This is a genomic window from Brevibacterium sediminis (assembly GCF_024895295.1).
Lineage (GTDB): Bacteria > Actinomycetota > Actinomycetes > Actinomycetales > Brevibacteriaceae > Brevibacterium > Brevibacterium sediminis.
In genome coordinates this window covers 208,815-232,953 of record NZ_JAHQRN010000001.1, presented here as the reverse complement: position 1 = coordinate 232,953, position 24,139 = coordinate 208,815, and the positions used below count along the sequence as shown (strand labels likewise).

The following is a 24,139-nucleotide window of genomic DNA, read 5'->3' as shown; positions in this document are numbered from 1 at the left end:
TCATGGCCGTCGAAAGTCGCTTCCTGCCGCTGACCGATGTGGCCGAGCTGCTCAATGTCTCGATCGCACAAGCTCGGGCCCTGGTCCGCTCTGGCGATCTCCGCGCCATCAAAGTCGGAGGGCGCGGCCAGTGGCGGGTCGAGAAGTCCGAGATCGAAGCGTATATCCAGCGCATGTACGAGCGCACCGAGTACCAGATCAAGACCGGTTCTATCGAGGACTGACCCACTCGCTTCGGCTCTGATCTCCATCATGGACGAGTCATCCGAAGGGATTCGTCCGGGCGTGGACGGCGTTGATCGCCGCGAAGGGAATGATCCTGCCAGCGATTTCGACATAGTCGGAAGCAACGAGGGCGCATCGCCCCCGAATGCTGCCCGCACGGTCCGCGACATCGATCGACACCTCTTCATAGGCGGCTGACCAGCGGCGCAGCGCCGATCCCAGGCCCAATCTCTCCAGCCCGCCAGCGTCGAATCGATGCACTCTCGTGGTCAGCCTGAATCCGCGGACAGCCCTGATTGCAATGACGGAGACTTCGACTCCGGCGAGGACGATGATGTTCCGACCGAGGAAGCACGCCGTCCCCGTGATATCCCGATCCGGCATCGTCACCTGCACCGTCGATCCCAGCGCCCCGCGCATCCGTTCGAGCAAAGTCCTCTCGGCCGCCTGACCGGCCACCTCGTCACCGAATTCGCCTCTCCTGACGTGCGCCTGCGCCGCCGCGTCGGCGGCTTCGATATCCGCCAGGAGTGCATCGATCCGATCGTCCATAATCGCCAAGCCTGCCCCAGCTGTAGTCCACTTTCAAGACTTGAAATGAAGACGCACCGAACTACAGTCATGTAGTTAGAGCTGACCCATTGACACCAAATAACATCTAACGGCATCATTATGTTCAATATCCAATGGAGGATGTCTAGATGTATCTCTTGATCGCATGTGCGAGTTCGTGGCTGGTCCTGCTCGGTTCGTTCGCCGCTGCGTGGGAGCGGCTTCCTCAGCCGTGGACGACCAGCGACGTCGTCGTCATCGTCATCATCGGCACCGGATCGCTCTTGTTCGCACGGATCGGACTCATCTCTCTGCTGGCCCTGCTGCTGCAGGTCCTTCCCACCGGCCGTTTCCGGTCGGCGCTTGCCGGATTGGTCGTCACGGCAATGCCCCGGATACTCGCGTCGAGTGTTCTTGCCATCGTCTCTGCCGGCCTCGTGGTCCACTCCGCTCAAGCAGCACCGCTCGCTGGTCCCGGCCCTGACCCCGCATCGTCCGCACAGGCTCCTTCCGTCGCTGCGCCGTCTGCGCATACTCCGTCCGCCCCTGCCGACCCCGGCTGGCCGACGATCGACGATGATCAGAGGTCTGCGGACCCATCCGACGATGCGGGACGGTCTCAGGATGAGCAGCCGCCAGACGGTTCCAAGCCGCGAAAGGAATCCGAGCCACCCGCCCGAGTCCGCCCGCCCGATCCCGGCTGGCCCACAGAACCGCCCGCAGACAGAGCGCCTTCAGCACCACCGGCCGACCGGCCGTCGGACGGGCCGATGGAGGGGCCCGGCGAATCCGACCAGTCAGGCGAATCCGACCACAGCAGGGAGCCGAATGAGCCAGGCGACAGTGACTCTGCCGCCGAGCCCGCGGATCCTGGAACCGCCACACATGTTGTGGCTCAAGGGGAGAGCCTGTGGTCGATAGCTGCCGATCTGGCCGAGACCCCAGAAGAGATCCCCCAGCTCGTCGCGCACGTCTATGCCGCCAATGAGGACACCATCGGACCCGATCCGAGCCTCATCATCGCAGGTCAGAGATTGGAGATTCAGAAATGACCGCCCCACTCACCCTCACTCGGCCGCAGGCGTCGGCACCGCCTCGGCGAGAGGTCGCAGCGTCGTCCACGGAATCGCAGAATCGCCGGGTCAGCGGGCAGGTCCGGGGCCTGGAAATCGCGGACGACCGGGCGCGGATCGCGGCCACGGCCACCTCGTTGGCGATAGCCTGCCTCGAAGTCCTCTCCGGCGTCAGACGCAGCGAGACGATCGCCCGATGGGTCCAACCGGAGCTGCTGGCGAAGATCGACCACCGCTGTCAGCTGCGCGCCGAGGTGGCACCCCACAGGGCGACCGTGCCCGGAACACGGACGGTGAGGCCGGGAACCGCGCACGTCTGCCAGATCAGCCCTGAGATCGCCGAGGTCACAGTCATCGTCGCCGCCGCAAATCGCGTCCGGGCGGTGGCAGTCCGCTTGGAACTGCTCACTACCCGGTGGACGCTGACTGCGCTGCAGACGATGTGAGCCGCTGTCGGCTCGGAGTCAGCTCTTGGCCTTCTTCTTCGCGCGACGTTCGGCGCGATTGACCGGAGCCGGCTCGTCTTCGTCTTCGGATTCGGAAACCGAGGCGGAACCACCCTCGGACGGCGCCGACAGCTGCATCTTGGGAGTCTTGTGACGCAGTTCCTCAGCGTCGACCTCGACCTCGGGTTCGTCACCATCGGAACCGGCCGATGAGGTCACCTGAACCTGCAGAGTATTGGTCAGGCGAACGACGTCCTCCTTGATCCCGTCCTGCATGGTAGTGAACATCTCGAAGCCCTCACGCTGGTATTCCACCAGCGGATCGCGCTGGGCCATCGCCCGCAGTCCGATGCCGTTCTTGAGGTAGTCCATCTCGTAGAGGTGCTCACGCCAGCGCTTGTCGATGACAGAGAGCACCACGCGGCGTTCGAGTTCGCGGGTGGCATCCTCTCCGAGTTCCTCTTCGCGCTGGGAGTAGAACAGTGCGATGTCGGACTGGATCTCCTGATTGAGGCGGTTCTTCGTCAGGTTGCCGAGGCCACCGAGTTCCTCGGCGAGGTCGTCGGGGGTGATCGACGGTGAGTAGATCTTTCCGAGAGCCTCGAAGAGCTCGTCGACCTGCCATTCCTCGACCGGTCCCGTCGTCGCCTGGGCGACATAGGCGTCGATGACCTCTTCACGGAAGTTCGCGACCTGATCTTCGAGGTCGGCGCCGTCGAGCACACGGCGGCGCTCATCGTAGATCACAGTGCGCTGACGGTTGAGCACATCATCGTATTTGAGCACGTTCTTGCGCTGCTCGGCATTGCGCTGCTCGATCTGCGACTGGGCCGAGAGGATGGCACGGGAGACCATCTTCGATTCCAGCGGCACATCATCGGGCACGTTCGCTGTGGCCATGATCCGTTCGGCGGCCCCCGAACCGAAGAGCCGCATGAGATCATCGGTCAAAGACAGGTAGAACCGGGATTCGCCGGGGTCTCCCTGGCGGCCGGAGCGTCCGCGCAGCTGATTGTCGATGCGACGGGATTCGTGGCGTTCGGTGCCGAGCACATAGAGTCCTCCGAGCTCGACGACCTCTTCGGCCTCTTCCTTGACCTTGTCTTCGGCGGCCTTGAGCACCTCCGGCCATTCGGACTCGTACTGATCCTCGTTCTCGGCAGGGTCGAGGCCTCGACGTTCCATTTCCGCGACCGCGAGAAACTCGGCGTTTCCGCCGAGCATGATGTCGGTACCGCGTCCGGCCATGTTCGTGGCCACAGTGACGGCGTTCTTGCGTCCGGCCATCGCCACGATCGACGCCTCACGGGCGTGGTTCTTCGCGTTGAGGACCTCATGCTTGACGCCGCGTTTGGCCAGATGCTTCGACAGGTATTCGCTCTTCTCGACGCTCGTCGTGCCGACGAGGACGGGCTGTCCGGTCTCGTGGCGTTCGACGATATCGTCGACGACGGCGTCGAACTTCGCGACCTCGTTCTTATAGACGAAGTCGGACTGGTCGACACGCTGCATCGGCTTGTTCGTCGGAATCGGGACGACACCGAGCTTGTAGGTCGACATGAACTCCGCGGCTTCGGTCTCGGCCGTACCGGTCATTCCCGAGAGCTTTTCGTAGAGGCGGAAGAAGTTCTGCAGAGTGATCGTCGCCAGGGTCTGGTTCTCTGCCTGAACCTTCACCCCTTCCTTCGCCTCGATGGCCTGGTGCAGGCCCTCGTTGTAGCGGCGGCCCTTGAGCACACGCCCCGTGTGCTCGTCGACGATGAGGACTTCGCCGTCGAGGACGACGTAGTCCTTGTCTTTCTTGAACAGCTCCTTGGCGCGGATGGCGTTGTTGAGGAAGCTGATGAGCGGGGTATTCTCCGCATCGTACAGGTTGCCGATGCCCAGGTAGTCCTCGACGCGTTCGATTCCGGGTTCGAGGACGCCGACGGTGCGCTTCTTCTCATCGACTTCGTAGTCGCGATCGGTCTTCAGGCGCTTGACGACCTTGGCGAATTCGCCGTACCAGCGGTTCGCATCGCCTTCGGCAGGACCCGAGATGATGAGCGGGGTGCGCGCCTCGTCGATGAGGATCGAGTCGACCTCGTCGACGATGGCGAAGGCATGACCGCGCTGGACGAGCTCGTCCGCGGACCAGGCCATGTTGTCGCGCAGGTAGTCGAAGCCGAACTCGTTGTTCGTGCCGTATGTGATGTCTGCGGCGTACTGCTTGCGGCGCAGGTCCGAGGGCATATTCGCCTGGATGCAGCCGGTCTCCATGCCGAGAAAGCGGAATACGCGGCCCATCAGTTCGGACTGGTAGGTAGCCAGGTAGTCGTTGACCGTGATGATGTGGACCGGATCGCCGGTGAGCGCGTTGAGGTAGGCCGGGGCCGTGGCGACGAGAGTCTTGCCCTCACCGGTCTTCATCTCGGCGATGTTGCCCAGGTGCAGAGCGGCGCCGCCCATGAGCTGGACGTCGAAGTGCCGCAGACCCAGGGTCCGGCTCGATGCCTCACGAACGGTGGCGAAGGCTTCGGGAAGCAGGGAGTCGAGGCTCTCGCCGTCCTTGTAGCGCTCCTTGAACCGGCCGGTTTCCTCCCGCAGTTCGGTGTCCGTCATCTCGCTGAACTCATCGGACAGCTGATTGATGGCATCCGTGTATCGGCGGAGCTTCTTCAGAGTTCTGCCTTCACCTGTGCGCAGAAGCTTCTCGAGGAAATTAGCCACTTTTCTCCTAATCGGCATGTCTGCCGGACAACGACTCGAACGACTGTATAGCCCCTAGCTTAATGGCAGGTGAGTACCTTCGAGGTCCACGGCGGTCAGGCCCAGCCACGCAGCCATCGTCATGAGCTCGTCCGTCAGCTCGGTGATGTGCTCCTCCCCCGGCTCCCATGTCACCTGGTGAGCACGCAGGATGCCCGCCGCCCGATCCCTGTGCAGGTCGACTCGCCCGACGAGGCGATCACCGAGGAGGAACGGAGTGACGTAGTAGCCGTGCACACGCTTGGCCGCCGGGGTGTAGATCTCGATGCGGTAGTGGAAGTCGAAGAGCCATTCGATGCGCGGCCGGTAGAAGACCAAGGGGTCGAACGGCGCCAGCAACGCTCGGGCATTCACGATGCGCGGGGTCCGAGCCTCATGCCATTTCAAGGCGGGTACACCTTCCACGTCGACTTCGCGCAGCTCGCCTGAGGCGACGAGTTCGGTGATGGCGGCGTCGGTCGGTGCCCGCCGCTGCCGAAAGTAGTCGGCGATGTCCTCGGACCGGGAGATCCCCAGGGCACGTGCCGCGATACGGGTGAGTTCGTAGACATTGTTTTCGACCCCGGATATTCCGCGTGGAAGCTCCGCATTCGGGTCCAGCCCCAGCCGAGGATCCTCCGGCGGCCCGTAATTCAATGGCAGCTGCGGCAGCTGGGGTGAGACGTCACGGGCCAGGGCATAGATGCGTTCGAAGTGGTCGTTGCGTCCCGAGGCGCTGATGACTCCACCGGCGAACAGCGCTTCGAGAGCGACTTTCACCTGGCTGGGATTCCAGCCCCAATGTCCGCGGTGGATCTCCGGCAGATCGTGGTCGACCACCTCGGCGACTTCACGTGCCGTCATCGGCCGGGTGGACAGGGCGGTGAGGACGCGAGTCTGGAGGTTTCGGAACTCCTCCCCGGTCTCCGGGTGGCGCTGTCCGAAGTCGTTGCGCCACCATTCGCTGTGGGCGCGGGCGAAGTGCTTCCATGTCTGCGGCGGCACGAAGGCCGCGGCGTGTGCCCAGTACTCGACGCCCATGCGCGGAGAAGAGTAGAAGAGGCGGTCGAGGGTCTCCCGCGGGTAGGGACCCAGACGAGAGTAGAAGGGCAGATAGTGGGATCGGACGACTCGGGCGACTGAGTCGATCTGGGTCAGTCCCAGGGTGGCGAAGACCTTCTTGAGGTGTCGGGCGGTGACCTTCACCGGTCGCGGTCGGTCCAGTCCCGTTGCCGCGATCGCCGTCCTGCGGGCCGCGGCACGTGTCATCCTCTGCATACCCCAACGCTATACCCCAATTACTACCTGACGGCGGCCCAGCAACCTCGCGCGAGGTTGCTGGGCCGCCGTCAGGTAGTAATTGGTCAGTCGATGGCTTCTTCGAGGTCGTGGTCGAGGGCGATGACTCCGTAGCTCCAGCCCTTACGGCGATAGACGACGGACGGCTTGCTCGACTCTTCGTCGATGAACAGGTAGAAGTCGTGTCCGACGAGTTCCATTCTGTTCAACGCCTCTTCGATGCCGATGGGTGAGGCGGTGAAGGTCTTCTCTCGCAGAACCACCGGCGAATCGCCTTCGGCCTTGATGCGGCCGTTCGTCTGGTCGACGCTGTGGTCCGCTGCAGACTTCGCGTCGTCGGCGTTCGCATCGGGAACCATCGGTTCGGCCACCGGCATCTTCGCCAGCACCTCGGCGGTGGATTCCTTGCGGTGATGTCCCGACCGGGGCACCTTGTGCCGGTCTCTCGCTCGCCTCAGCCGTTCGACGAGCTTCGCCCATGCCAGATCGAGTGCCGCATATTTGTCGCTTGCCATGGCCTCTGCCCGAATTGCCGGTCCCTTCGCCACAACCGTGAGCTCGACCCGCTCACTCGTCTCGGGCTGGCGGGAGTTCTTCTCGTGAGTGACATGCACTTCGACACGCTGAGCGCGAGGGGCAAGCTGCTCGACCTTGGCGATCTTGTCCTCGATGTGGGCTCGAAAGCTGTCGGAGATGGTCAGTTGACGGCCGTTGACAACAATGTCCATGATGTGTCCTTAGCGACTCGCTCGTCGGATTCATCCGATCCCATGCCCTTGGATGGGTAAACACCGTTATACAGTAAAGGGAGAGACAAATCGAGTGCCCCCGCGACCGAGACCGAGAACAGCTCCTACAGCGGGCCTGATCTGCACCGATGCTAGCAGACGTGCGCTTTCTGCCAAGGTTGCGCCGGTGGTGGAGAAGTCATCGATGAGCAGGTCCGTCGGCGCGGATTCGGTGCCCGACACGGGACGGACTTCCGCGATCTCAGCGATTCTCCTCCGGTCGAGATATTGGGTCCGCTGAGCATTCTGAGCCCGCTCGATCGCCCCGAGTCCGACCTGGTCACGCGATCGTTTCGCCGCGAGCACATCGTGGACTTCCAGGGGCAGCTCCGGCGACAGCTCCTTCGCCCGATTCGCCAGGGCGGCCGTATGCGATCCGCCTCGACGACGTCTGGCCCGATCCGAACTGGGCGCCGGAAACAGTCGGATCGCCCCACCCGAGTAGCCGATGAGCTCGAGGGCCGCGACGATCGAACGGGTCAGAGCCAGGGCCAAGGGATCGAGGATGTCCCGGCGTCCGTCGTCCTTGAAACCGACGACCATCTTCGAGATCTGCGAGTTGTATTCGCAGACCCCGACGACCGGAATCGTGCCGTAGCGCGGTTCCATCGCCCGTGGGATCCCACCGAGCAGCTGCAGGCAGCGGGTGCACAGGGACACGTTCTCCCGCCCGCAGCCGGCACACCGGCGAGGCAGGAGCAGTTCGCCGAACTCCCCGAGCAGCCCCATGGGAGAAATCTACTGCATGCCCAGCTCGGGGTGCCGGCGGTGAGTCGCCTTCCAGAACAGCCGCGCACCGCCGCCCGACGACCCAGCCGGGAGGGGAAAGGCTCCACGGCCCAGCCGGGAGGGGAAAGGCTCCGTGGGTCAGCTGGGACAGGCAATGCTGTGCGGGTCAACCGGGATAGGAGGGATCCTTCGCTTCGACGTCGACGAGTTTCTGCCAGGCGTTCGAGTTGTAGCTGTACAGCGCGCCATCGGCACCGGTGACCAGGATCGAGCGTCCGTCCACTCCACCGGCGATGCGGCTTCCGTCCGAGACCTCACCGAGCTGTTCAGCAGGGCCGGTGACTCCGATGCGGAACGGCTGCGCTGATTCGCCTTCCTCTGCGGCCAGAGCCACGAGAGACGTCGACCCTGCCCATGAGACATCCTTGATCTCGTGGAAGTTCGCACCCACTTCGATCGGCGTTTCAGAGACATGACCGGCCGGATTGCCCGCCTTGTCCCTGGGGATGCCGACCACATCGACGCGATCCGGTTCCCCTTTGTGGCGACTGAGCAGCGCGATACGAGTGCCGTCTCGGGAGACCTCGATATCGATGAGCTGTCGACCGTTGAGGAAGTCGGCGGCGACGGTGGAGGATTTGCCGTCACGACCAACGGCCTTGAGCTCGCCCTTGTTCTCAGCCTCACCCGTCCATGTCGTGTTGAAGCGATCGATGCTGGGGCGCACGAGCTTCTTGCCCTTGAGGATCGGAGTAGCGTCGACGGCGTCGGACTTCAACCGCATGAGCTGCTTGCCGTCGTCGGCCAGATAGACGTAGAGAGAGTCGTCCAATGACACCGCGGGATCGCTCGCCTTCGCCTTCTTCAGATTCGGACTGTTCTCGACCTTGGCCACGGTGGTGCCCGAGACCCGAGAGAGGTGGTCGTCGGCGAGAACCACGGGTGGCCCGTCCACCTGGACCGACGTATCGGTCTTCGGCTGCAGACTGGCCGGAACCGTCTGCCCGCCGATGCTCAGATCGATTGCCGAGATCGAGGGAATGACCTGCAGGGTGGTGGCGATCTGCTGACGGATAAGTCCCTTTTCGCGGTCGGACGGGGCCGGGTTCTGCGGTCCCAGGGCCACATTGGCGACGCCGTTCTCGATCGTCACCACGTTCGAATCCGAATCGCTGAGCTTGGCACCATCGGGAATCGACGTGATCACCGCTCCCGAGAGGTAGGGAGCGGGTCCGCTGAGCAGCTCGTTCATCAGCACCGTCGGGGTCGAGGAAGACCGGAGGAACCAGCGGGAGTCAGGGACGAGATACGAATAGTCGGAGGTGAAGAACTGCAGCGAATAGTTGAGGAAGATCGTCTGGAAGTCGGTCTGGCTGATGAGAAGCCCGTCCGGCGCCGAGGAGATCCTCCACTCCCCGTTCTCCTGCCGCAGCGAGAATTCCATCGTGGACCGAGTGCCCGGTTCGGTGGAGTTGTACACTCCGGAGGAGTCGACGAGACCGACGACCGGGGGCGAGATGCTCATCGTCTTCTGGTCGGAGGTGGTTCCGACGTTCAAGGAGTCGAGATCTGTGCCGTTGGGCAGCACCGACACCGATTCCTGTGGGCTCCATTTCTGCGCCTCACCCTCGGTGAGGAATGACCGGGCCACGGAGAAGTTGTTGCCGGCGCCCGCTCCTGCACGGAGGAACCCGCGCACGATGTCCGATGGGCTGTCCCCGGGTTCGGGACCGTCGGGGATCCGCGCGTTGTTCGCACCTGCATCGCCCGAGTCGTCTTCGATATGGCCGACAGGCGATGACGTCGGGATCGACGAGCAGCCGACGAGGGTCAAGGCGGTGAACACGGAGACCAACACGGTCTTCACTCGCAGCCCTCTGGGCTTCGTGCGCATCATGACCGTCCTCCTTCTCCGTCGTCCATGCCGTCACCGTCCAGGTCCGGATCGCCGACGTCCGTGGACCGCGGCCCAGTCTCGGCGGTGCCTGTCTCAGAGCCGTCGGCAGCCGCGCTGTCCGACTCGTCGGCGGCGGCCCCATCGTCCGAGACCGCCTCAAAGGAAGTCGTGGTCGTCTCCGGCGATGATGACTGAGGGGCCGCCTCGGCGACGGGTTCGTGGTCATCTTCGAGCATCTCCGGCTCGGTTTCGACGACGATCGGGATCGATCCGGTCTGGATGCGGACTGAGCCGTCCGAGGACAGCGGTCCCGCCACGAGCGCGGAACCGCGGATCTGCGCATCGCGAGGCGGCAGAGGCAGAGGTGAGGAGGTGATCTCCTGATCGGGGCGCCGGGGAATCGTCAGCCGGAAGCAGGATCCTTCGCCGAGTTTGCCCCAGACCTGCAGCCAGCCGTTGTGCAGGTGCGCGTCCTCGAGCGAGATCGCCAAGCCCAGACCCGACCCGCCGAGGGTGCGCTTGCGTGCCGGATCGGCACGCCAGAACCGGTCGAAGACGTGCTCGACCTGCTCTTCGTTCATGCCCACTCCGTGGTCGCGCACGCTCACAGCCACCGCCTCGGCGTTGGAGGCGACATAGACGTCGACGGGGTTGTTCTCACCGTGTTCGATGGCGTTGACGACGAGGTTGCGCACGATCCGGGTGATCCGCACCCGGTCGACCTCCGCCATGACCGGTGAGGAAGGAGCGTGGACGACGATGGCGGTGTCCATCTGTTCGGCCACCATCGACACGGTCTCGATCACCGAGGTCACGATCGCGCCGATATCGACGGGCTTGGGCACCAGCGCCGCGGCACCGGCATCGTAGCGGGAGATCTCCAGCAGGTCGGAGAGCAGGTTGTCGAACCGTTCTGCCTGCGAGTTGAGCAGTTCCGCGCTGCGCGCGGTGACGGGGTCGAGGTCGTCACGGGAATCGTAGATGAGGTCCGCTGCGGCACGGATCGTCGTCAGGGGTGTCCGCAGTTCGTGGGAGACGTCGGAGACGAACTGCCTCTGCAGCACCGACAGCCGTTCCATCTGCTCGATCTGGTGCTGGAGGGTGTCGGCCATATCGTTGAAGCTCTCACCGAGGACGGCGATCTCATCGTTGCCGTGGACGGGCATGCGTTCGTCGAGGTCACCATCCGCGATGAGCCGGGCCACCTCGGCCCCGGTGCGCACCGGTGTGACGACGAGTCGGGTGACGATCCAGGCGACGGCACCGACGAGGACGACGAGGACGAGGGCGGCGACGAACATCGAACGCTGCACGAAGTTGAGCGTGTCCTGCTGTTCGCTGAGGTCGCCGAGGTAGTAGAGCTGGAACTGGCCGGCGCCCGGGATCTGCAGCTCCTGGGTGATGAGCAGACCCGGTCCGGTCCCGTCGGGCAAGCTCACCGACTGGTAGAGCTTGTCGTCGGTCGGGGCCTTGCGGATGGCCTCGCGGAGTTCATCGGAGACGGGCACCTGCGTGGCCTCACCGTCCTCATTCGACCCACCGGCGGTGATCGTCGAGAAGGAGGAGTTCGGGTCCTTCGGCTGCAGGGTCAGCGAGTACACCGACCCGGCCGAACGGTTGTAGATCGAGGACAGCTGCGAACTCAGCGTGTCCTGGGTGACCGCCTGCCCGTCGACGGGTGCCAGGGAGCGCAGCTCGGCCAGGATCGACCGAGTCTGAGAGGACAGGGAATCCAGGCGGGTGTCGAAGAGACCGCGGGCGATCTGCTGGGACATATAGGTTCCGACGCCGAAGATCGCCACCGAAGTGAGCACGATCGTGAGCACGACGATGCGGACCTGCAGGGAGTGGCTGAACGATCGGAGTATGAAGTTCCAGAACGTCTTCAGTGCCGAGGCCGCGGTGCGAACGGGTCCGTCCGCGGCTGACTCGGAAGTCACGCGGCTCGGCCGGCCTTATAGCCGACGCCGCGGACGGTGACGATGATGTCCGGCTTCTCCGGATCGCGTTCGATCTTCGACCGCAGACGCTGCACATGGACGTTGACCAGTCGGGTGTCGGCGGCATGACGGTAGCCCCACACCTCTTCGAGCAGGGTCTCGCGGGAGAACACCTGCCACGGTTTGCGAGCCAGGGCGACGAGGAGGTCGAATTCGAGAGGGGTCAGCGACACCGGTGATCCGCCCTTGGTCACCGTGTGGCCGGCGACGTCGACGACGACGTCGCCGACGGTCAGCAGCTCGGGAGCCTGCGGTTCGGAGATCCGCAGCCGAGCGCGGACACGGGCGATGAGCTCCTTGGGCTTGAATGGCTTCGGCACATAGTCGTCGGCACCGGATTCGAGGCCGAGGACGACATCGACGGTGTCGGACTTCGCCGTGAGCATGATGATCGGCACCGAGGAGATCTCACGGATCTCCCGGCACACTTCGAGTCCGTCCTTGCCGGGCAGCATGAGGTCGAGGAGCACGAGGTCCGGATTGACCTTCTGGAATTCTTCGAAGGCCTGGTCTCCGGTGGCGCAGAAGAAGGGCTCGAAGCCTTCGCTTTTGAGCACAATTCCGATCATTTCGGCCAAAGCCGTGTCATCATCAACTACGAGGATTCGAGCGTTCATGCTCCCATTGTCCCTTATGTTCGCGTGTTCTTCGGTTCCCGACACTCCTAGCCTATCGGGCGTTGTCGACTGCCTCATGCACCGGATCCGCCGACAGCGGAGACCGACGGTTCAGCTGCCGCGCCGCACGGCCCCCTGCAGCGGGCCATTCACTCCCCGAGGCCGACCGTCGGAACGGCCGCCCGACCTCCCTCCCGATCGCCTTTCCCGATCGCCCCTCAGACCAACCCCGAACCGTCCCCGGGCCGTCCCCCGACGGCCGGGATCGACACGGCCGACGCGCACCGAATCCGACAGGGAGGTCTCTCGGCACTTGCCGGCGAATCATGGCAGGATTGGCGTGATGGGACAGACGAATGCATGGACCTCGGAGGTCGACTGGCACACCGGCCGCTGGCAGCGGCGTTCGCCGTCCCCGCCCTCGCGCGGATGGCAGCCGCCTCCCCCACGCGGGCTCCTGCCCAAACGTCCGCTGACTTTCATCGAGGCGCTGGATTCGGGATTCCGCCTGCTGCGTTTCGTCCCGACTCTGTCCATCGGCTCCTCTCTCATCGTCTTCTCCCTCTGGAGCCTGCTGCTCGCCGCGATCGGTGCCCTCATCGCAGTGCAGTTCCTGCCGTTCTTCAACGACCTCAGCGGCAATGAGGATGCCGCCTCCGGTTTCATCGCCCTGGCCCAGCTGGGTTCGGTGGCACTCAGCCTGCTCAGCCTCGGTTTGGCCCATCTGCTCTCCGGCATCATCGCCACCGGAACCCGCGCCTCCTTCGGCGCCCGCAGGACCACTCTGTCGATGGCGTGGAAGTCCCTGTCCGGTCGCCGCCTGCGCCTCATCCTGGCCACACTGCTGATGAGTGGAATCAATCTCGGCCTGCTGCTGGCCCTCACCGCCCCGACGCTGCTGTTCCTCGGCGCCGATTCGGCGATCCTCGCCTTCGTCTGGGCCGCATTGGCCGCCCTGCTGTGGTTCGTCGCGCTCATCTGGGTCAACCTGCGCCTGGCGTTCCTGGGTTCGGCGATCGCGGTCGAGGACCTGAGCGTCCGTGCCGGAATCCGCCGGTCTTGGAAACTGACCGGGCGCGGCTTCTGGCGAATGCTCGGCCAGCTGGCGCTCGGTTATTTCCTGTCCAATCAGCTCGTCCAACTCATCATCACCCCGATCGTCTTCATCATCTCGGTTCTCCTGGGCGTCGGCATGACGACGACAACCGAGTCGACGACGGCGCAGGCGGCCATCGCCATCGTCTCCGTGGGTCTGCTGCTCGCACTCACGCTCATCTCCTCCGCCATCCTCTTCGCCTATTTCGCCTGCCTGGTCACGGTCTGCTTCTTCGATCAGCAGATGCGCTCGGAGGGGCTCGACCTCGTCCTCATCCGCGCCGAGGAGGACCGATGATCCTCTCCCCCATCACCGAGGCGGCCCGCCACCTCCACACCGCCGCGTCCTCCCAGCCGGGCGCGGCACAGCTTCGCGCCGCCTCGGCGAATATCGACCGGGACACCGGCCGCGAATGGGTAGAGCACGAACTCTCGAAACCGGAATACGCCGCCAACGATCTCACCCCCTTGGAACGGATCGGCCGGTGGCTGTCCTCCCTGTGGGATTCGCTCGTCCATGCCGCCCTGGGCGCGAACTCCCCGTGGCTGCTCATCGTCGTCGTCCTCGGCCTCGCCGCGATCGTCGCCTTCATCGTCTGGCGCGTGCGTCGGGCCGGATTCCGCCGTGTCGGCGTCCCGCTGTCCGCATTCGATCCCGTGGTCTCCCAGCCCGAACCGGGCCCGTGGCGCGAGAGCGCGGCCCGGGCCGCGCAGGCCGGGGACTTCGAGACCGCGGTCATCGACGAATCCCGAGCGATCTTCGCGATCCTGTCCGTCAAGCAGATCGTCTCGCTCGAGTCCTCGGCCACAGCGAGTGAGATCGCCCGTTCCGCCGAGGTGGCCCTGCCCGAGCACGGATCCGCCGTCCACGGGGTGGCCGAGGTCTTCAACGACCTCCGCTACGGGGAGGCGACCGAGGCGAAGACACGTGCCGACCGCAGCCTCGGCGAGGTCTATGCGGATCTGTGCGCACTCGACCGGACGCTGAGCGCACTGCCGGTCCGCCGGGAGGCAGCTGTATGAGCGCACAGTTGGATGTCGCCGCCCGCGGCACCCGGTCGACCTCGCGGGTTCCGCTGCGCGCTCGGCTGCGGTCGGCTGCCGTGTGGATCGTCGCGGCCTTCGTCATCCTCGTCACCGTGATCGTGCTCGTGCTGCTGACCGGCCACGAGGAGTCTGCAGAGCCCCTGCACTATGACTCGACGGAGCGCACCGGCACGAAGGCCCTCGTCGAGACCCTGCGCGACCATGACGTCGATGTCACCACCACCGAGGAACAGGAGCAGGCCCGCTCGGCCGCCGCCCGACCCGACACCACCCTGCTCATTCCCGCGAACACCGCGGCTCTGTCCCCCGGGGACATCGCCGGCCTCGAGTACGCTCTGCGCACCCACGGCAACCGGCTCGTCCTCGTCGATCCCGGTCCGACGGTGTCGGAGTTCACCGACCGGATCACGGTCAACGACAACCTCGGCCCGTTGGCCGATCCGGAGGCCACGTCCGCACCGTCCTGCGATTCACCGATCGCCCGCAGTGCCGGTGCCGTGTCCACCGGCGAGGTCGAATACGCGGAGACGGAGAAGGGCACCGAGGGGATCACCGCCTGCTACCCGTTCACCGGCCCCGGGGTCGCCGAGATCGACGGCACCGAGGTGGCTCCAGGGTCTGCGCGCGGACAGTTCCTCACCGATTCGGGCGGTTCCATTCCGCTGACCGTGCTCGGCAGCCCCGACTGGGTGACCAATGAGAACATCGACGAAGAGGGCAATGCCTCTCTTGTGCTCTCGCAGCTGTCCCAGACGCAGAACCTCGTCGTCTACTATCCGACCTTCGACGGTTCGGGACAGGGGCAGTCGCCTCCGTCGACGATCGATTTCGTGCCCGGCTGGTTCCTCGCAGGAGTCCTGTGGCTGGTCCCCTGCCTCCTCGTCCTGCTGCTCGTCATCGGGCGCCGGTTCGGGCCGCTGGCTCTCGAACGTCTGCCGGTCATCGTGCCTGCCGTGGAGACCGTGCACGGTCGGGCAGCCCTGAGCTCGCGCAGCCACGATCGCGACGGGGCGCTGCACACGCTGCGGGCCGGAGCCCTGCTGCGCATCGCCAAACGACTTGGTCTCAGCCCCGATGCCCGCACACCCGACATCATCGCTCACATCGCGACCGTCACCGGGGCCGATCCGGGCCGTCTCCGCTATGTCTTCGTCTCCGCGTCGGCTCACACCGACGCCGAACTCACCGAACTCGTCCATCAGCTCACCCAGATCGAAAGTGAGATCCCATGACTCAGCCGCCCCAGGGCCCTACGAATTCTCAGGAACCGGTCGCCTCTCAGCCTCCGGCCGCACCTCGGCCCCAGGAGCCGGTCGCGCCGCAGACCCCTGCTCCGGACAGCGCGCAGGCTCCGCAGGCTGAGCCGGACCCGCTCAGGGAGGCGTTCACCGGTGTGCGCACCGAGATCGCCAAGGCCGTCGTCGGCCAGGACCAGGCAGTGACGGGAATGCTCATCGCACTGCTGTGCCAGGGGCACGTGCTTCTCGAAGGGGTTCCCGGAGTGGCGAAGACTCTGCTCGTGCGCAGCTTCGCCGCCGCGGTCAGCCTGGACAGCTCGCGTGTGCAGTTCACTCCCGACCTCATGCCCAGCGATGTCACCGGTTCGCTGGTCTACGACGCGTCCGCCTCGGACTTCTCATTCCGTCCCGGCCCGGTGTTCACGAACATCCTCATCGCCGATGAGATCAACCGCACCCCGCCGAAGACCCAGTCGGCCCTGCTCGAGGCGATGGAGGAGCATCAGGTGTCCGTCGGGGGACGCTCACGGAAGCTGCCCGAACCGTTCCTCGTCGCAGCCACACAGAACCCCGTCGAATACGAAGGCACCTATCCGCTCCCGGAGGCTCAGCTCGACCGGTTCCTCTTCAAGCTCGTCCTCAACCTGCCCGAACGGGATCACGAATTCGAGATTCTCGACCGTCACGCCCGAGGCTTCGACGCCGGATCCCTGGCCGCGGCAGGTCTGCGTCCGGTCGCCGATGCCGAACTCATCGGCCAGGCCCGCGAAGCCATCGCCAAGATCTACATCGCCCCGCAGATCATCACCTATATCGTCGACCTCGCCCGAGCCACCCGCCAGACCCCGTCCCTGGCCTTGGGCGTCTCACCTCGCGGAGCGACGAGGATGCTCGGAGCCGCCCGCGCTCATGCGTGGCTGAGCGGTCGGCACTATGTCACCCCCGATGACGTCAAGGCTCTGGCCCATATGTCGCTGTCGCACCGGGTCATCCTGCGCCCCGAGGCGCAGATGGACGGTCTGGACGTCGGTCAGGTCCTCGACTCGATCATCGCCACGACCGAAGTGCCCCGCTGAATGACCACCCGACTGTTCCTGCTCACTCTTCTCGGCCTCGTGCCCGTCATGCTGGTGCCCACATGGCCGACGGCCTTGATCGTGGCCGGTGTGATCGTCCTGGCAGCGGTCCTCGACTTCTTCTTCGTTCCCCGGATCCACGGTTTGGAAGTCCAGCGCACACCGGGACCGATGGTCCGCCTCGGCGACAGCACCCACAGCACGCTGACTCTCATCAATGGGACCAGCCGCCGGCTGCGCCTCCACGTCCGCGACGCCTGGGCACCGAGCGCCGGGCCGGTCGAGACCCGTTCTCGTCACGTGCTGGAACCGGGCGAGCAGACAGAGGTGATCACCGAGCTGGAGCCGACGCGACGCGGCGCGCTGCCCGGCGATCTGGTGACCGTGCGCAGTCGCAGCAGGCTCGGGCTGATCCAGCGGCAGAAGAGCATCGATGTTCCCGCCTCTGTGCGTGTTCTGCCACCTTTCGTGTCCCGGAGGGAGCTGCCGTCGAAGACGCAGAAGCTGCGGGAGCTCGAGGGGCGGTCCGCGGTGATGATCCGCGGAATGGGCACGGAATTCGATTCGCTGCGCGACTACGTCGACGGTGACGATGTCCGGTCGATCGACTGGCGAGCCAGCGCCCGCGCGCAGAATCTCGTGGTCAAAACCTGGCGACCGGAGAAGGATCGTCGCGTCGTCATCGTCGTCGATTCCTCCCGGTTCGCCGCCCGTCGCTGTGGTGAGGGAACGGTCTTCGACGCCGCGCTCGAGGCGTCGCTGCTGTTGACGGCTCTGGCCACGGGTGCCGGCGATCGGGTCGATGTCATCGTCGCCGATGCCCGGGTGCGGGCAGTCGCGTCGAGCCATCGGGCTCATGATCCGGTCCATGACCTGTCGGTGGCGCTGACGCCTGTGTACCCGGAGCTCTACGAGGCGAACTGGGAGTCGATCGCCGCTGCGGTTCTGCAGACCTCCCGGCAGCAGGCGCTCGTCGTCTTGGTCACTCAGCTCGATGAGGCGACCATCGCCGAGGACGTCCTGCCAGTGTTGCCGACTCTCACGGCACACCACCGGGTCGTCGTCGCCGGAGTCGAAGATCCCGCACTTGCGGACCTGGCTGCCCGGCGCGGCGACGCCGACGACGTATATACGGCGGCGGCCGCCGAGGCCGAGATGCTCGCGACGGCGTCGCTGCAGTCTCGGCTGCGCGGACTCGGCATCTCCTCCGTCCAGGCTCTGCCGGAGAAGCTTCCCGGAGCGTTGGCCGATCTCTACATTCGGCTCAAGGTCACCGGCGGGCTGTGACCGCGACCCCGCTCAGCGGCGAACTGTCAGCGACAATCTGATCAGCGGTCGGTGGAGATGACCGAGTATCCGGCCTGATGCTCGTCGAGATCGGCGCTGAGTCCGGCTGCGGCGGCACGCTTGCCGAAGTACCACGCGTAGACGACGACAGCCGCGGTATACGCCACTCCGATGGCGATCTTGACCGCCGGCGGAATCGGGTTCGGGGTCACGAAGCCCTCGATGAGTCCCGAACCGAACAGCAGCAGCACGAGACCGCCGGCGACGACGAGCAGCGACCGAGCCTCGGAGGCGAGCTTGTCGCGGCGCAGCCTGGGACCCGGCACCACCCAGGCGAAGAAGAGACGCAGACCCGCGGCAGCGGCGAGGATGATGCAGCTGATCTCCGGGATCCCGTGGGGCAGGATGTAGAGGAAGAAGTCGGAGGCCCGGTCGAACTCGAACATCATCGCTCCGGAGAAGCCGACGTTGACGGCATTCGAGAACAGTCCGACGATGACATAGCCGCCCGTGATGCCGAGGAGGACGAACTGAACGGCGATCCACGCGTTGTTCGTCCACACGCCGACGGCGAAGAAGCCGTTCGGGTTCTCTTTGTAGTAGTCGACGAAATCATGTTCGGCGAACTGCCGTCGGAACTCTCGATCCCCGAAGGTCTCGAGCACTTCCGGATGCGGTCCCGCCCAGATGCCCGACAGGACGGCGACGGCGAGGAATCCGGCGGCCACGATGACGAAGTCCCATCGCAGCCGGTACAGCGACAGCGGCAGACTGATGACGAAGAACCGTCCGAGCCCGGACAGTCCTCCGCTGGGCACGGACGAGAGATGATTGCGGGAGCGGTGGACGATCGCCGAGAGCCGAGCGGCTTCGAGAGAGTCGGGAGCCACCGTCGTGATCCGCGACAGATCCTTCGACGCGGTCCGGTAGAGCTCGAGGAAGCGGCTCGTCTGCTCGGGTGTCAGCGTGTTCTTCTTCGCCAATGCCGAGAGCTCCAGCCAGTCATCGCCGTGCAGCTGGGCCAGCAGGTTCGGATCCATCCCTCCACCCTATCGGAGACGACGCCTCGGCACCTCCGACTCGGCGAGAGGCACACGGCAAGCTCTCGGCGAAACGACCGCCTCGGAACGCGGCAGTATGACACGATGGTCGGGTGAGTACTCTGATCACCGGTGAAGCCGTCGAACTCAACGTCCAACCGGCCGCTCTCGCGGCGCGGGCATTGAGCTGTCTCATCGACTACATCGTCTATTCGCTGGTGAATGTCGGTCTGCTCATCGCCATGTTCTGGCTCATGCTCAAGGTGCTCGATCTCAACGGACTGCTTCTCGGCTCACTCATGACCGTGATGACGATCTTCGTGTTCGTGCTGCTGCCGATGCTCGTCGAGGTGCTCAGTCACGGTCGTTCGCTGGGCAAGCTCATCCTCGGGCTGCGCGTTGTTCGCGACGACGGCGGTGCGGTGCGGCTGCGCCATTCCTTCATCCGCGCTCTGCTGTGGCCGTTCGAGATCGTGTCCAGCGGCGGCGGCATCGCGGCTCTGTCCGGTCTGCTCTCACCGCAGGCCAAACGCCTCGGCGACTATCTGGCCGGGACCATCGCCGTCAGCGAACGCAGCCGACCTCTGCCGCCCATGCACACCCATGTGGCCCCTCATCTGCACGAATGGCTGAACCGCACAGACGTGACAGCGATCCCCGATGGTCTGCATCGGCGCATCGTCGCGTTCCTCGCCATGGCGCCCCAGCTCGGTGCGGAGTCGAGGTGGCAGCGAGCGATCGAGCTCGCCACCGAGCTCAATCCCTATGTGGCTCCGGCCCCGCCGGAGGGAACGTTTCCCGAACAGTTCCTATCCGCAGTCATCCATCGGCAGCGCATCGCCGAAGTCGAGAAACAGCGCCGTCGGAGCGACCGTGCGAACGCTTTCCGGTCCGGAGTCGAGACGCTCCCCCACGGCCTCAGCCTCACCCGCCGCTGACGACGCAGTCTGACTGTCCGCCGCTGACACCGCGGCTCGACTGCTCTCGGTCGACGGAGCGGTCCCGGACTGCGACCGGGTTCGCCCGCTCCGCCGCCGGACCGAACCGGCAGTGCTCGATCAGTACCGGTAGTGCTCGGGTTTGAACGGTCCTGCCACGTCGACGCCGATGTACTCGGCCTGTTCCTTGCTCAGTTCGGACAGCTTCGCCCCGAGCGCCGGCAGATGGAGGCGTGCCACCTTCTCGTCGAGTTCCTTCGCCAGCCGATGCACCGAGTGGCCGTAGTCATCGTGGGCGTGCCACAGCTCGATCTGGGCGAGCACCTGATTGCTGAATGACGCACTCATCACGAACGACGGATGACCGGTGGCGTTGCCCAGGTTGAGCAGGCGCCCTTCGGAGAGGACGAGGAAGTCCGTGCGGTCGCGACCGAGTCCCGCCTCGGCGGGCACGGGCACGCTCCACTCGTGGACCTGCGGTTTGATCTCGATCTTCTCCACTCCGGGCAGGCGGGACAGCCCTGCCAGATCGATCTCCTCGTCGAAGTGACCGACGTTGCCGACGATTGCGCCGGGTTTGAGCGTTTGCAGCACATCGACGTCGAGGACCCGGGTGTTTCCGGTCGTGGTGATGATGATGTCGGCCTGGGGAGCCACCTCGGCGAGGAGGTCGACCTGGTAGCCGTCCATCGTGGCCTGCAGCGCACAGATCGGATCGATCTCGGTCACGATGACGCGCGCACCCTGTCCGCGCAGCGCTTCGGCGGCACCCTTGCCGACGTCGCCGTAGCCGATGACGACGGCGATCTTTCCGCCGATGAGGACATCGGTGGCGCGGTTGAGCCCGTCGGGCAGCGAATGGCGGATGCCGTAGCGATTGTCGAACTTCGACTTCGTCACCGAGTCGTTGACGTTGATGGCAGGGAACGGCAGAGTCCCCTGTTCGGCGAGGCGGTAGAGGCGGTTGACTCCGGTCGTCGTCTCCTCGCTCACTCCCTTGATTCCGGCAGCCAGACGGGCGAAGCGTCCAGGGGCCGACTCGATGGACGCGGCGATCTGCTTGAGCAGGACCTTGAACTCCTCCGAGTCCTCGGCGCCGGCGGTGGGCACTCCCCCGGCGGCTTCGAATTCGGTGCCCTTGAGCACGTACATGGTGGCGTCGCCGCCATCGTCGAGGATGAGGTTCGGTCCATCCGCGAAGTCGAAGATCTTGTCAGCGGCCCACCAGTACTCTTCGAGGGTTTCACCCTTCCATGCGAAGACGGGGACGCCGGCAGGGGCCTCGGGAGTGCCGGAGCCGACGACGACGGCCGCTGCGGCCTCGTCCTGCGTGGAGAAGATATTGCAGCTGGCCCACCGGACGTCTGCACCGAGTGCGACGAGGGTCTCGATGAGGACAGCCGTCTGCACGGTCATGTGCAGGCTGCCGGCGATGCGGGCGCCGGCCAGCGGTGCCGTCGAGGCGTATTCCTCACGCAGCGCCATGAGGCCCGGCATCTCCCTTTCGGCGAGGCGGATCTGATGTCGGCCGGCCTCGGCCAAGCTGAGATCGGCGACCTTGAAGTCAGTGGAATCGAGCACGGTACCTCCATACGGCGGGCTGTCTGATCGGCTTCGAGTCTATTGCCGGGCAGGCGGCTTGTCGCGTCATGCTCGTTCTGCGGACAGCGAAGACTGTCAGCGGGCAGTCATACCCATGCTGCCCTACAGCCGAATAGCAGTTGCAGAGAACCGGTTGCCGTCGATCCGGCTTCAGGCGTGAGCGTTGACGAAGTCCGTGACTCGGCGGGTGAGCGCGTCCACCTGCGCCGAATCGGCGGCTTCGACGTTGAGTCGGACGAGGGGTTCGGTATTGGACTTGCGCAGGTTCACCCACCAGTCCGCACCCTGCAGGCCGATTCCGTCGAGGTCGTCGACGGTGTTCTCTGGGAAGTCTCCGGCATGTGCGGCGAAGTCGGCGAGCACAGCGTCGGGGTCGGCGACGGTGAAGTTGATCTCCCCCGACTGCACGAACCGGTCATAGTCGGCAACCAGACGGGAGGCGGGGGCGCGTGATTCGGCGAGGGCGGCGATGAGGTGACAGGCGGCGAGCATTCCCGAGTCCGCCCCGAAGAACTCGTCGAAATAGAAGTGCGCGGAGTGTTCGCAGGCGAAGACGGCTCCGGTTTCGCGCATGAGCGTCTTGATTCCCGAATGGCCGACCTTCGACCGCAGTGCGTGTCCGCCGGCGGCGGTGATCGTCTCGGCTACGCTGCGGGAGGTGATGAGGTTGTGGATGACGGTGGGTCGGTCGTCGCCGAGTGCCCGGGCCCGTGCGATCTCGCGTTCGGCGACGAGTGCGCCGACGGCCGAGGCCGACATCGTCGTGCCTGTCTCGTCGATGAAGAAGCAGCGGTCGGCGTCCCCGTCGAAGACGAGCCCGAGATCGGCGCCGTTGTCGACGACAGCGCGTGCCGCGTCGACGAGGTTCTCGGGTTTGAGCGGGTTCGCCTCGTGGTTGGGGAACGTCCCATCGAGTTCGGTGAAGAGGCCGATGACGTCGAAGGGCACCGAGGCGGCTCCCGCATCCGTGCCGAAGACCTCCCCGAGGAGGCGCCCGGCCATGCCGTTTCCGGCGTCGAGCACGATCGACAGTCCCGTGACCTCATCGACGTGGGTGAGCTCGCGGATCCGTGCCGCGTACTGCTCCCGCATCCGGGATGCGGCAGTCTCATCTTCGGCGATGGTCCGACCGTCGGTCTGCGGTGCGGTGATCGCGAGTTCTCTGACTCGCGAGAGCCCGGAGGCCAGGCTGACTCCGGCGGCGCGAGGTCCGCAGATCTTGATCCCGTTGTAGTCGGCGGGATTGTGGCTGGCCGTGATCATGGCGCCGGGCAGTTCGAAGATGCCCGAGGCGAAGTAGAGCTGATCGGTCGAGCACAGCCCCAGCAGGACGGCCGTCGAGCCGGCAGCCTCGACTCCCGCGGCGAAGGAGTGGGCGAATCCGGGAGAGCTCGGTCGCATATCGTGGCCGATGACCACCTCGGTGGCGGTGTGGATCTCTGCCATGGCTCGGGCCGTCGCCCAGCCGAGGGCGAACAGGATGTCGTCGTCGAGCTGGTCGGGAATGCGACCGCGGATGTCGTAGGCTCCGACGGCGGCGTCGAGGGCAGCCGTCCGGGCCCGTCCGAGTTCGGAGTCGGTCGGGATCTGCTGGGCGGGTTCGATTCGGGTCGAGTCCGGCTCGCGGTGGCTCATGAGTCGCCGATGATGCGCAGGTGACCGTGTCGACGTCCCGAAGCGGCCGGATCGTCGGCCGGTCCCGGTGCGTTCCGGGCCGGGGTCTGATCGGCGCGATCGGCGGCCTCGCGGACGGCGTCGGCGATCGCCAGCAGGTCGTCATGGCTGCGTTCGGGCGGGGCCTGCCCGGAGTCGATCCGGATGAGCTGCCAATCCACGGGCGGGGTCAGCTTCGCCGCATGTTCGGCGCACAGGTCATGAGCGCCCGGTTCGGCGCGCCTGCCCAGAGGTCCGATGACCACGGTCGCATCGGCGTGCACGTACGTCATGGTGGCGGCGGCGGGGCGCGAACAGCTGACTTTTGAACACATTCTCACGGCTGACACAGTCCCACACTCTACACGCCGCATCCCGCCGATTCGCTCAGGCACGGCGGCACCGCACGTAGAATGAAGTGCTATGAGACCAAGGCGACATCGCGACCGACATGGGCGGGGTCTGCGGTCTCCGCTGCACCGGGCCGAGGTGCCCGCGCGGCTGAGTCGGGCGGAGAGTTTTGCGAAGGTCGCGGCCGCCGAGTTCGCCCGGATGCGCAGGCACGAGCCCGTCCTCCTCGCCGAGGTGGTGCTGGCGGTCGATTCCGTCCCACCGGCGAGTTCGACAGAACCGAGCTTCGGCCGTGTGTTCCCGGCGGCCGGGGACCGTCCCACCCATATCGTCCTCTATCGGCGGGTGATCGAAGATCATGCCGGCAGTGACGTCCGGGATGCGCTCATCGCCGAGGTGGTGGCGGACCAGGTCGATATCCTCCGTCGCACCTGAGATCCGCAGTCACCGCAGGGTCCT

General features: G+C 65.4%; 22 protein-coding genes. 10 read left to right on the top strand and 12 right to left on the bottom strand.

Translation table 11 applies throughout. The features are described from left to right. The first annotated feature begins 2 nt into the window (after positions 1–2). Positions 3–224 carry a helix-turn-helix domain-containing protein gene (locus tag KTJ89_RS01005; protein ID WP_025780784.1) on the top strand — a complete coding sequence of 74 codons (222 nt, stop codon included), beginning with the start codon at positions 3–5 and terminating at the stop codon, positions 222–224. Positions 225–261: 37 nt separating this feature from the next. Here the strand turns inward: KTJ89_RS01005 and KTJ89_RS01000 are convergent, their stop codons facing one another. Next, positions 262–777, bottom strand: a complete 516-nt coding sequence (locus tag KTJ89_RS01000) for a hypothetical protein (protein WP_139907483.1) — start codon at positions 775–777, stop codon at positions 262–264. A 149-nt stretch (positions 778–926) separates the two neighbouring features. On the opposite strand from KTJ89_RS01000, the gene KTJ89_RS00995 reads away from it, so the two are divergent. Together KTJ89_RS00995 and KTJ89_RS00990 are read left to right on the top strand one after the other, a co-directional pair. Continuing rightward, positions 927–1,829 carry a LysM peptidoglycan-binding domain-containing protein gene (locus tag KTJ89_RS00995; protein ID WP_172168876.1) on the top strand — a complete coding sequence of 301 codons (903 nt, stop codon included), beginning with the start codon at positions 927–929 and terminating at the stop codon, positions 1,827–1,829. Continuing rightward, positions 1,826–2,296, top strand: coding sequence for an Rv3235 family protein (locus KTJ89_RS00990; RefSeq protein WP_172168873.1), 471 nt, complete (start codon positions 1,826–1,828; stop codon positions 2,294–2,296). The genes KTJ89_RS00995 and KTJ89_RS00990 overlap by 4 nt, the downstream gene beginning before the upstream one ends. Before the next feature lie 18 nt (positions 2,297–2,314). Here the strand turns inward: KTJ89_RS00990 and secA are convergent, their stop codons facing one another. The 7 genes from secA to mtrA all read right to left on the bottom strand — a co-directional run bounded on the left by secA (position 2,315) and on the right by mtrA (position 12,353). Then, positions 2,315–5,005, bottom strand: coding sequence for a preprotein translocase subunit SecA (secA, locus tag KTJ89_RS00985; RefSeq protein ID WP_139907480.1), 2,691 nt, complete (start codon positions 5,003–5,005; stop codon positions 2,315–2,317). Positions 5,006–5,059: 54 nt separating this feature from the next. Continuing rightward, positions 5,060–6,301, bottom strand: a complete 1,242-nt coding sequence (locus KTJ89_RS00980; RefSeq protein WP_259356631.1) for a winged helix-turn-helix domain-containing protein — start codon at positions 6,299–6,301, stop codon at positions 5,060–5,062. Between the two features lie 86 nt (positions 6,302–6,387). Next, positions 6,388–7,050, bottom strand: a complete 663-nt coding sequence (hpf, locus tag KTJ89_RS00975) for a ribosome hibernation-promoting factor, HPF/YfiA family (protein ID WP_139470306.1) — start codon at positions 7,048–7,050, stop codon at positions 6,388–6,390. Between the two features lie 66 nt (positions 7,051–7,116). Further along, the gene (locus KTJ89_RS00970; protein WP_139470303.1) at positions 7,117–7,839 is read right to left on the bottom strand and encodes a ComF family protein; all 723 of its coding nucleotides are present in this window, start codon (positions 7,837–7,839) and stop codon (positions 7,117–7,119) included. A gap of 166 nt (positions 7,840–8,005) precedes the next feature. Further along, positions 8,006–9,736, bottom strand: a complete 1,731-nt coding sequence (locus KTJ89_RS00965) for an LpqB family beta-propeller domain-containing protein (RefSeq protein WP_258041929.1) — start codon at positions 9,734–9,736, stop codon at positions 8,006–8,008. Beyond that, the gene (gene mtrB / locus KTJ89_RS00960; RefSeq protein WP_139907478.1) at positions 9,733–11,676 is read right to left on the bottom strand and encodes an MtrAB system histidine kinase MtrB; all 1,944 of its coding nucleotides are present in this window, start codon (positions 11,674–11,676) and stop codon (positions 9,733–9,735) included. The genes KTJ89_RS00965 and mtrB overlap by 4 nt, the downstream gene beginning before the upstream one ends. Next, a complete protein-coding gene (gene mtrA, locus KTJ89_RS00955; RefSeq protein WP_062861422.1) occupies positions 11,673–12,353 on the bottom strand; it encodes an MtrAB system response regulator MtrA in 681 nt (226 codons plus the stop codon). Before mtrA ends, mtrB begins: the two co-directional genes overlap by 4 nt. 343 nt (positions 12,354–12,696) lie before the next feature. Here mtrA and KTJ89_RS00950 point away from each other — a divergent pair, with 343 nt between their 5' ends. From KTJ89_RS00950 to KTJ89_RS00930, 5 genes are read left to right on the top strand one after another with little or no spacing between them, the layout of a single operon-like run. Then, a complete protein-coding gene (locus KTJ89_RS00950; protein ID WP_259356630.1) occupies positions 12,697–13,746 on the top strand; it encodes a DUF7847 domain-containing protein in 1,050 nt (349 codons plus the stop codon). After that, positions 13,743–14,471 (top strand): DUF4129 domain-containing protein, encoded by a 729-nt coding sequence (locus KTJ89_RS00945; RefSeq protein WP_259356629.1) that lies wholly within the window; start codon positions 13,743–13,745, stop codon positions 14,469–14,471. Before KTJ89_RS00950 ends, KTJ89_RS00945 begins: the two co-directional genes overlap by 4 nt. After that, positions 14,468–15,727 carry a DUF4350 domain-containing protein gene (locus KTJ89_RS00940; protein WP_259356628.1) on the top strand — a complete coding sequence of 420 codons (1,260 nt, stop codon included), beginning with the start codon at positions 14,468–14,470 and terminating at the stop codon, positions 15,725–15,727. The genes KTJ89_RS00945 and KTJ89_RS00940 overlap by 4 nt, the downstream gene beginning before the upstream one ends. Continuing rightward, complete coding sequence (locus KTJ89_RS00935; RefSeq protein WP_259356627.1) at positions 15,724–16,809, top strand: AAA family ATPase; 1,086 nt, start codon at positions 15,724–15,726, stop codon at positions 16,807–16,809. Before KTJ89_RS00940 ends, KTJ89_RS00935 begins: the two co-directional genes overlap by 4 nt. Continuing rightward, positions 16,810–18,096, top strand: coding sequence for a DUF58 domain-containing protein (locus tag KTJ89_RS00930; protein WP_259356626.1), 1,287 nt, complete (start codon positions 16,810–16,812; stop codon positions 18,094–18,096). Between the two features lie 41 nt (positions 18,097–18,137). Here the strand turns inward: KTJ89_RS00930 and KTJ89_RS00925 are convergent, their stop codons facing one another. Next, entirely contained in the window at positions 18,138–19,136 is a 999-nt protein-coding gene (locus KTJ89_RS00925; RefSeq protein WP_259356625.1) for a stage II sporulation protein M, read from the bottom strand. Positions 19,137–19,249: 113 nt separating this feature from the next. Between KTJ89_RS00925 and KTJ89_RS00920 the strand changes: the two genes are divergently transcribed. After that, on the top strand, positions 19,250–20,074 hold the full coding sequence (locus KTJ89_RS00920) for an RDD family protein (RefSeq protein WP_229663889.1): 825 nt from the start codon (positions 19,250–19,252) through the stop codon (positions 20,072–20,074). Between the two features lie 120 nt (positions 20,075–20,194). On the opposite strand, the gene ahcY is transcribed toward KTJ89_RS00920, so the two are convergent. From ahcY to KTJ89_RS00905, 3 genes are all read right to left on the bottom strand, one after another. Further along, a complete protein-coding gene (gene ahcY / locus KTJ89_RS00915) occupies positions 20,195–21,655 on the bottom strand; it encodes an adenosylhomocysteinase (RefSeq protein ID WP_259356624.1) in 1,461 nt (486 codons plus the stop codon). Between the two features lie 171 nt (positions 21,656–21,826). Continuing rightward, a complete protein-coding gene (locus KTJ89_RS00910; protein WP_259356623.1) occupies positions 21,827–23,311 on the bottom strand; it encodes a phosphohexomutase domain-containing protein in 1,485 nt (494 codons plus the stop codon). Further along, positions 23,308–23,664: a DUF3499 domain-containing protein gene (locus KTJ89_RS00905; protein WP_216656773.1), complete on the bottom strand. Its 357-nt coding sequence runs from the start codon at positions 23,662–23,664 to the stop codon at positions 23,308–23,310. Before KTJ89_RS00905 ends, KTJ89_RS00910 begins: the two co-directional genes overlap by 4 nt. 88 nt (positions 23,665–23,752) lie before the next feature. Here KTJ89_RS00905 and KTJ89_RS00900 point away from each other — a divergent pair, with 88 nt between their 5' ends. Then, positions 23,753–24,115 carry a metallopeptidase family protein gene (locus KTJ89_RS00900; RefSeq protein ID WP_259356622.1) on the top strand — a complete coding sequence of 121 codons (363 nt, stop codon included), beginning with the start codon at positions 23,753–23,755 and terminating at the stop codon, positions 24,113–24,115. Positions 24,116–24,139 lie beyond the last annotated feature (24 nt).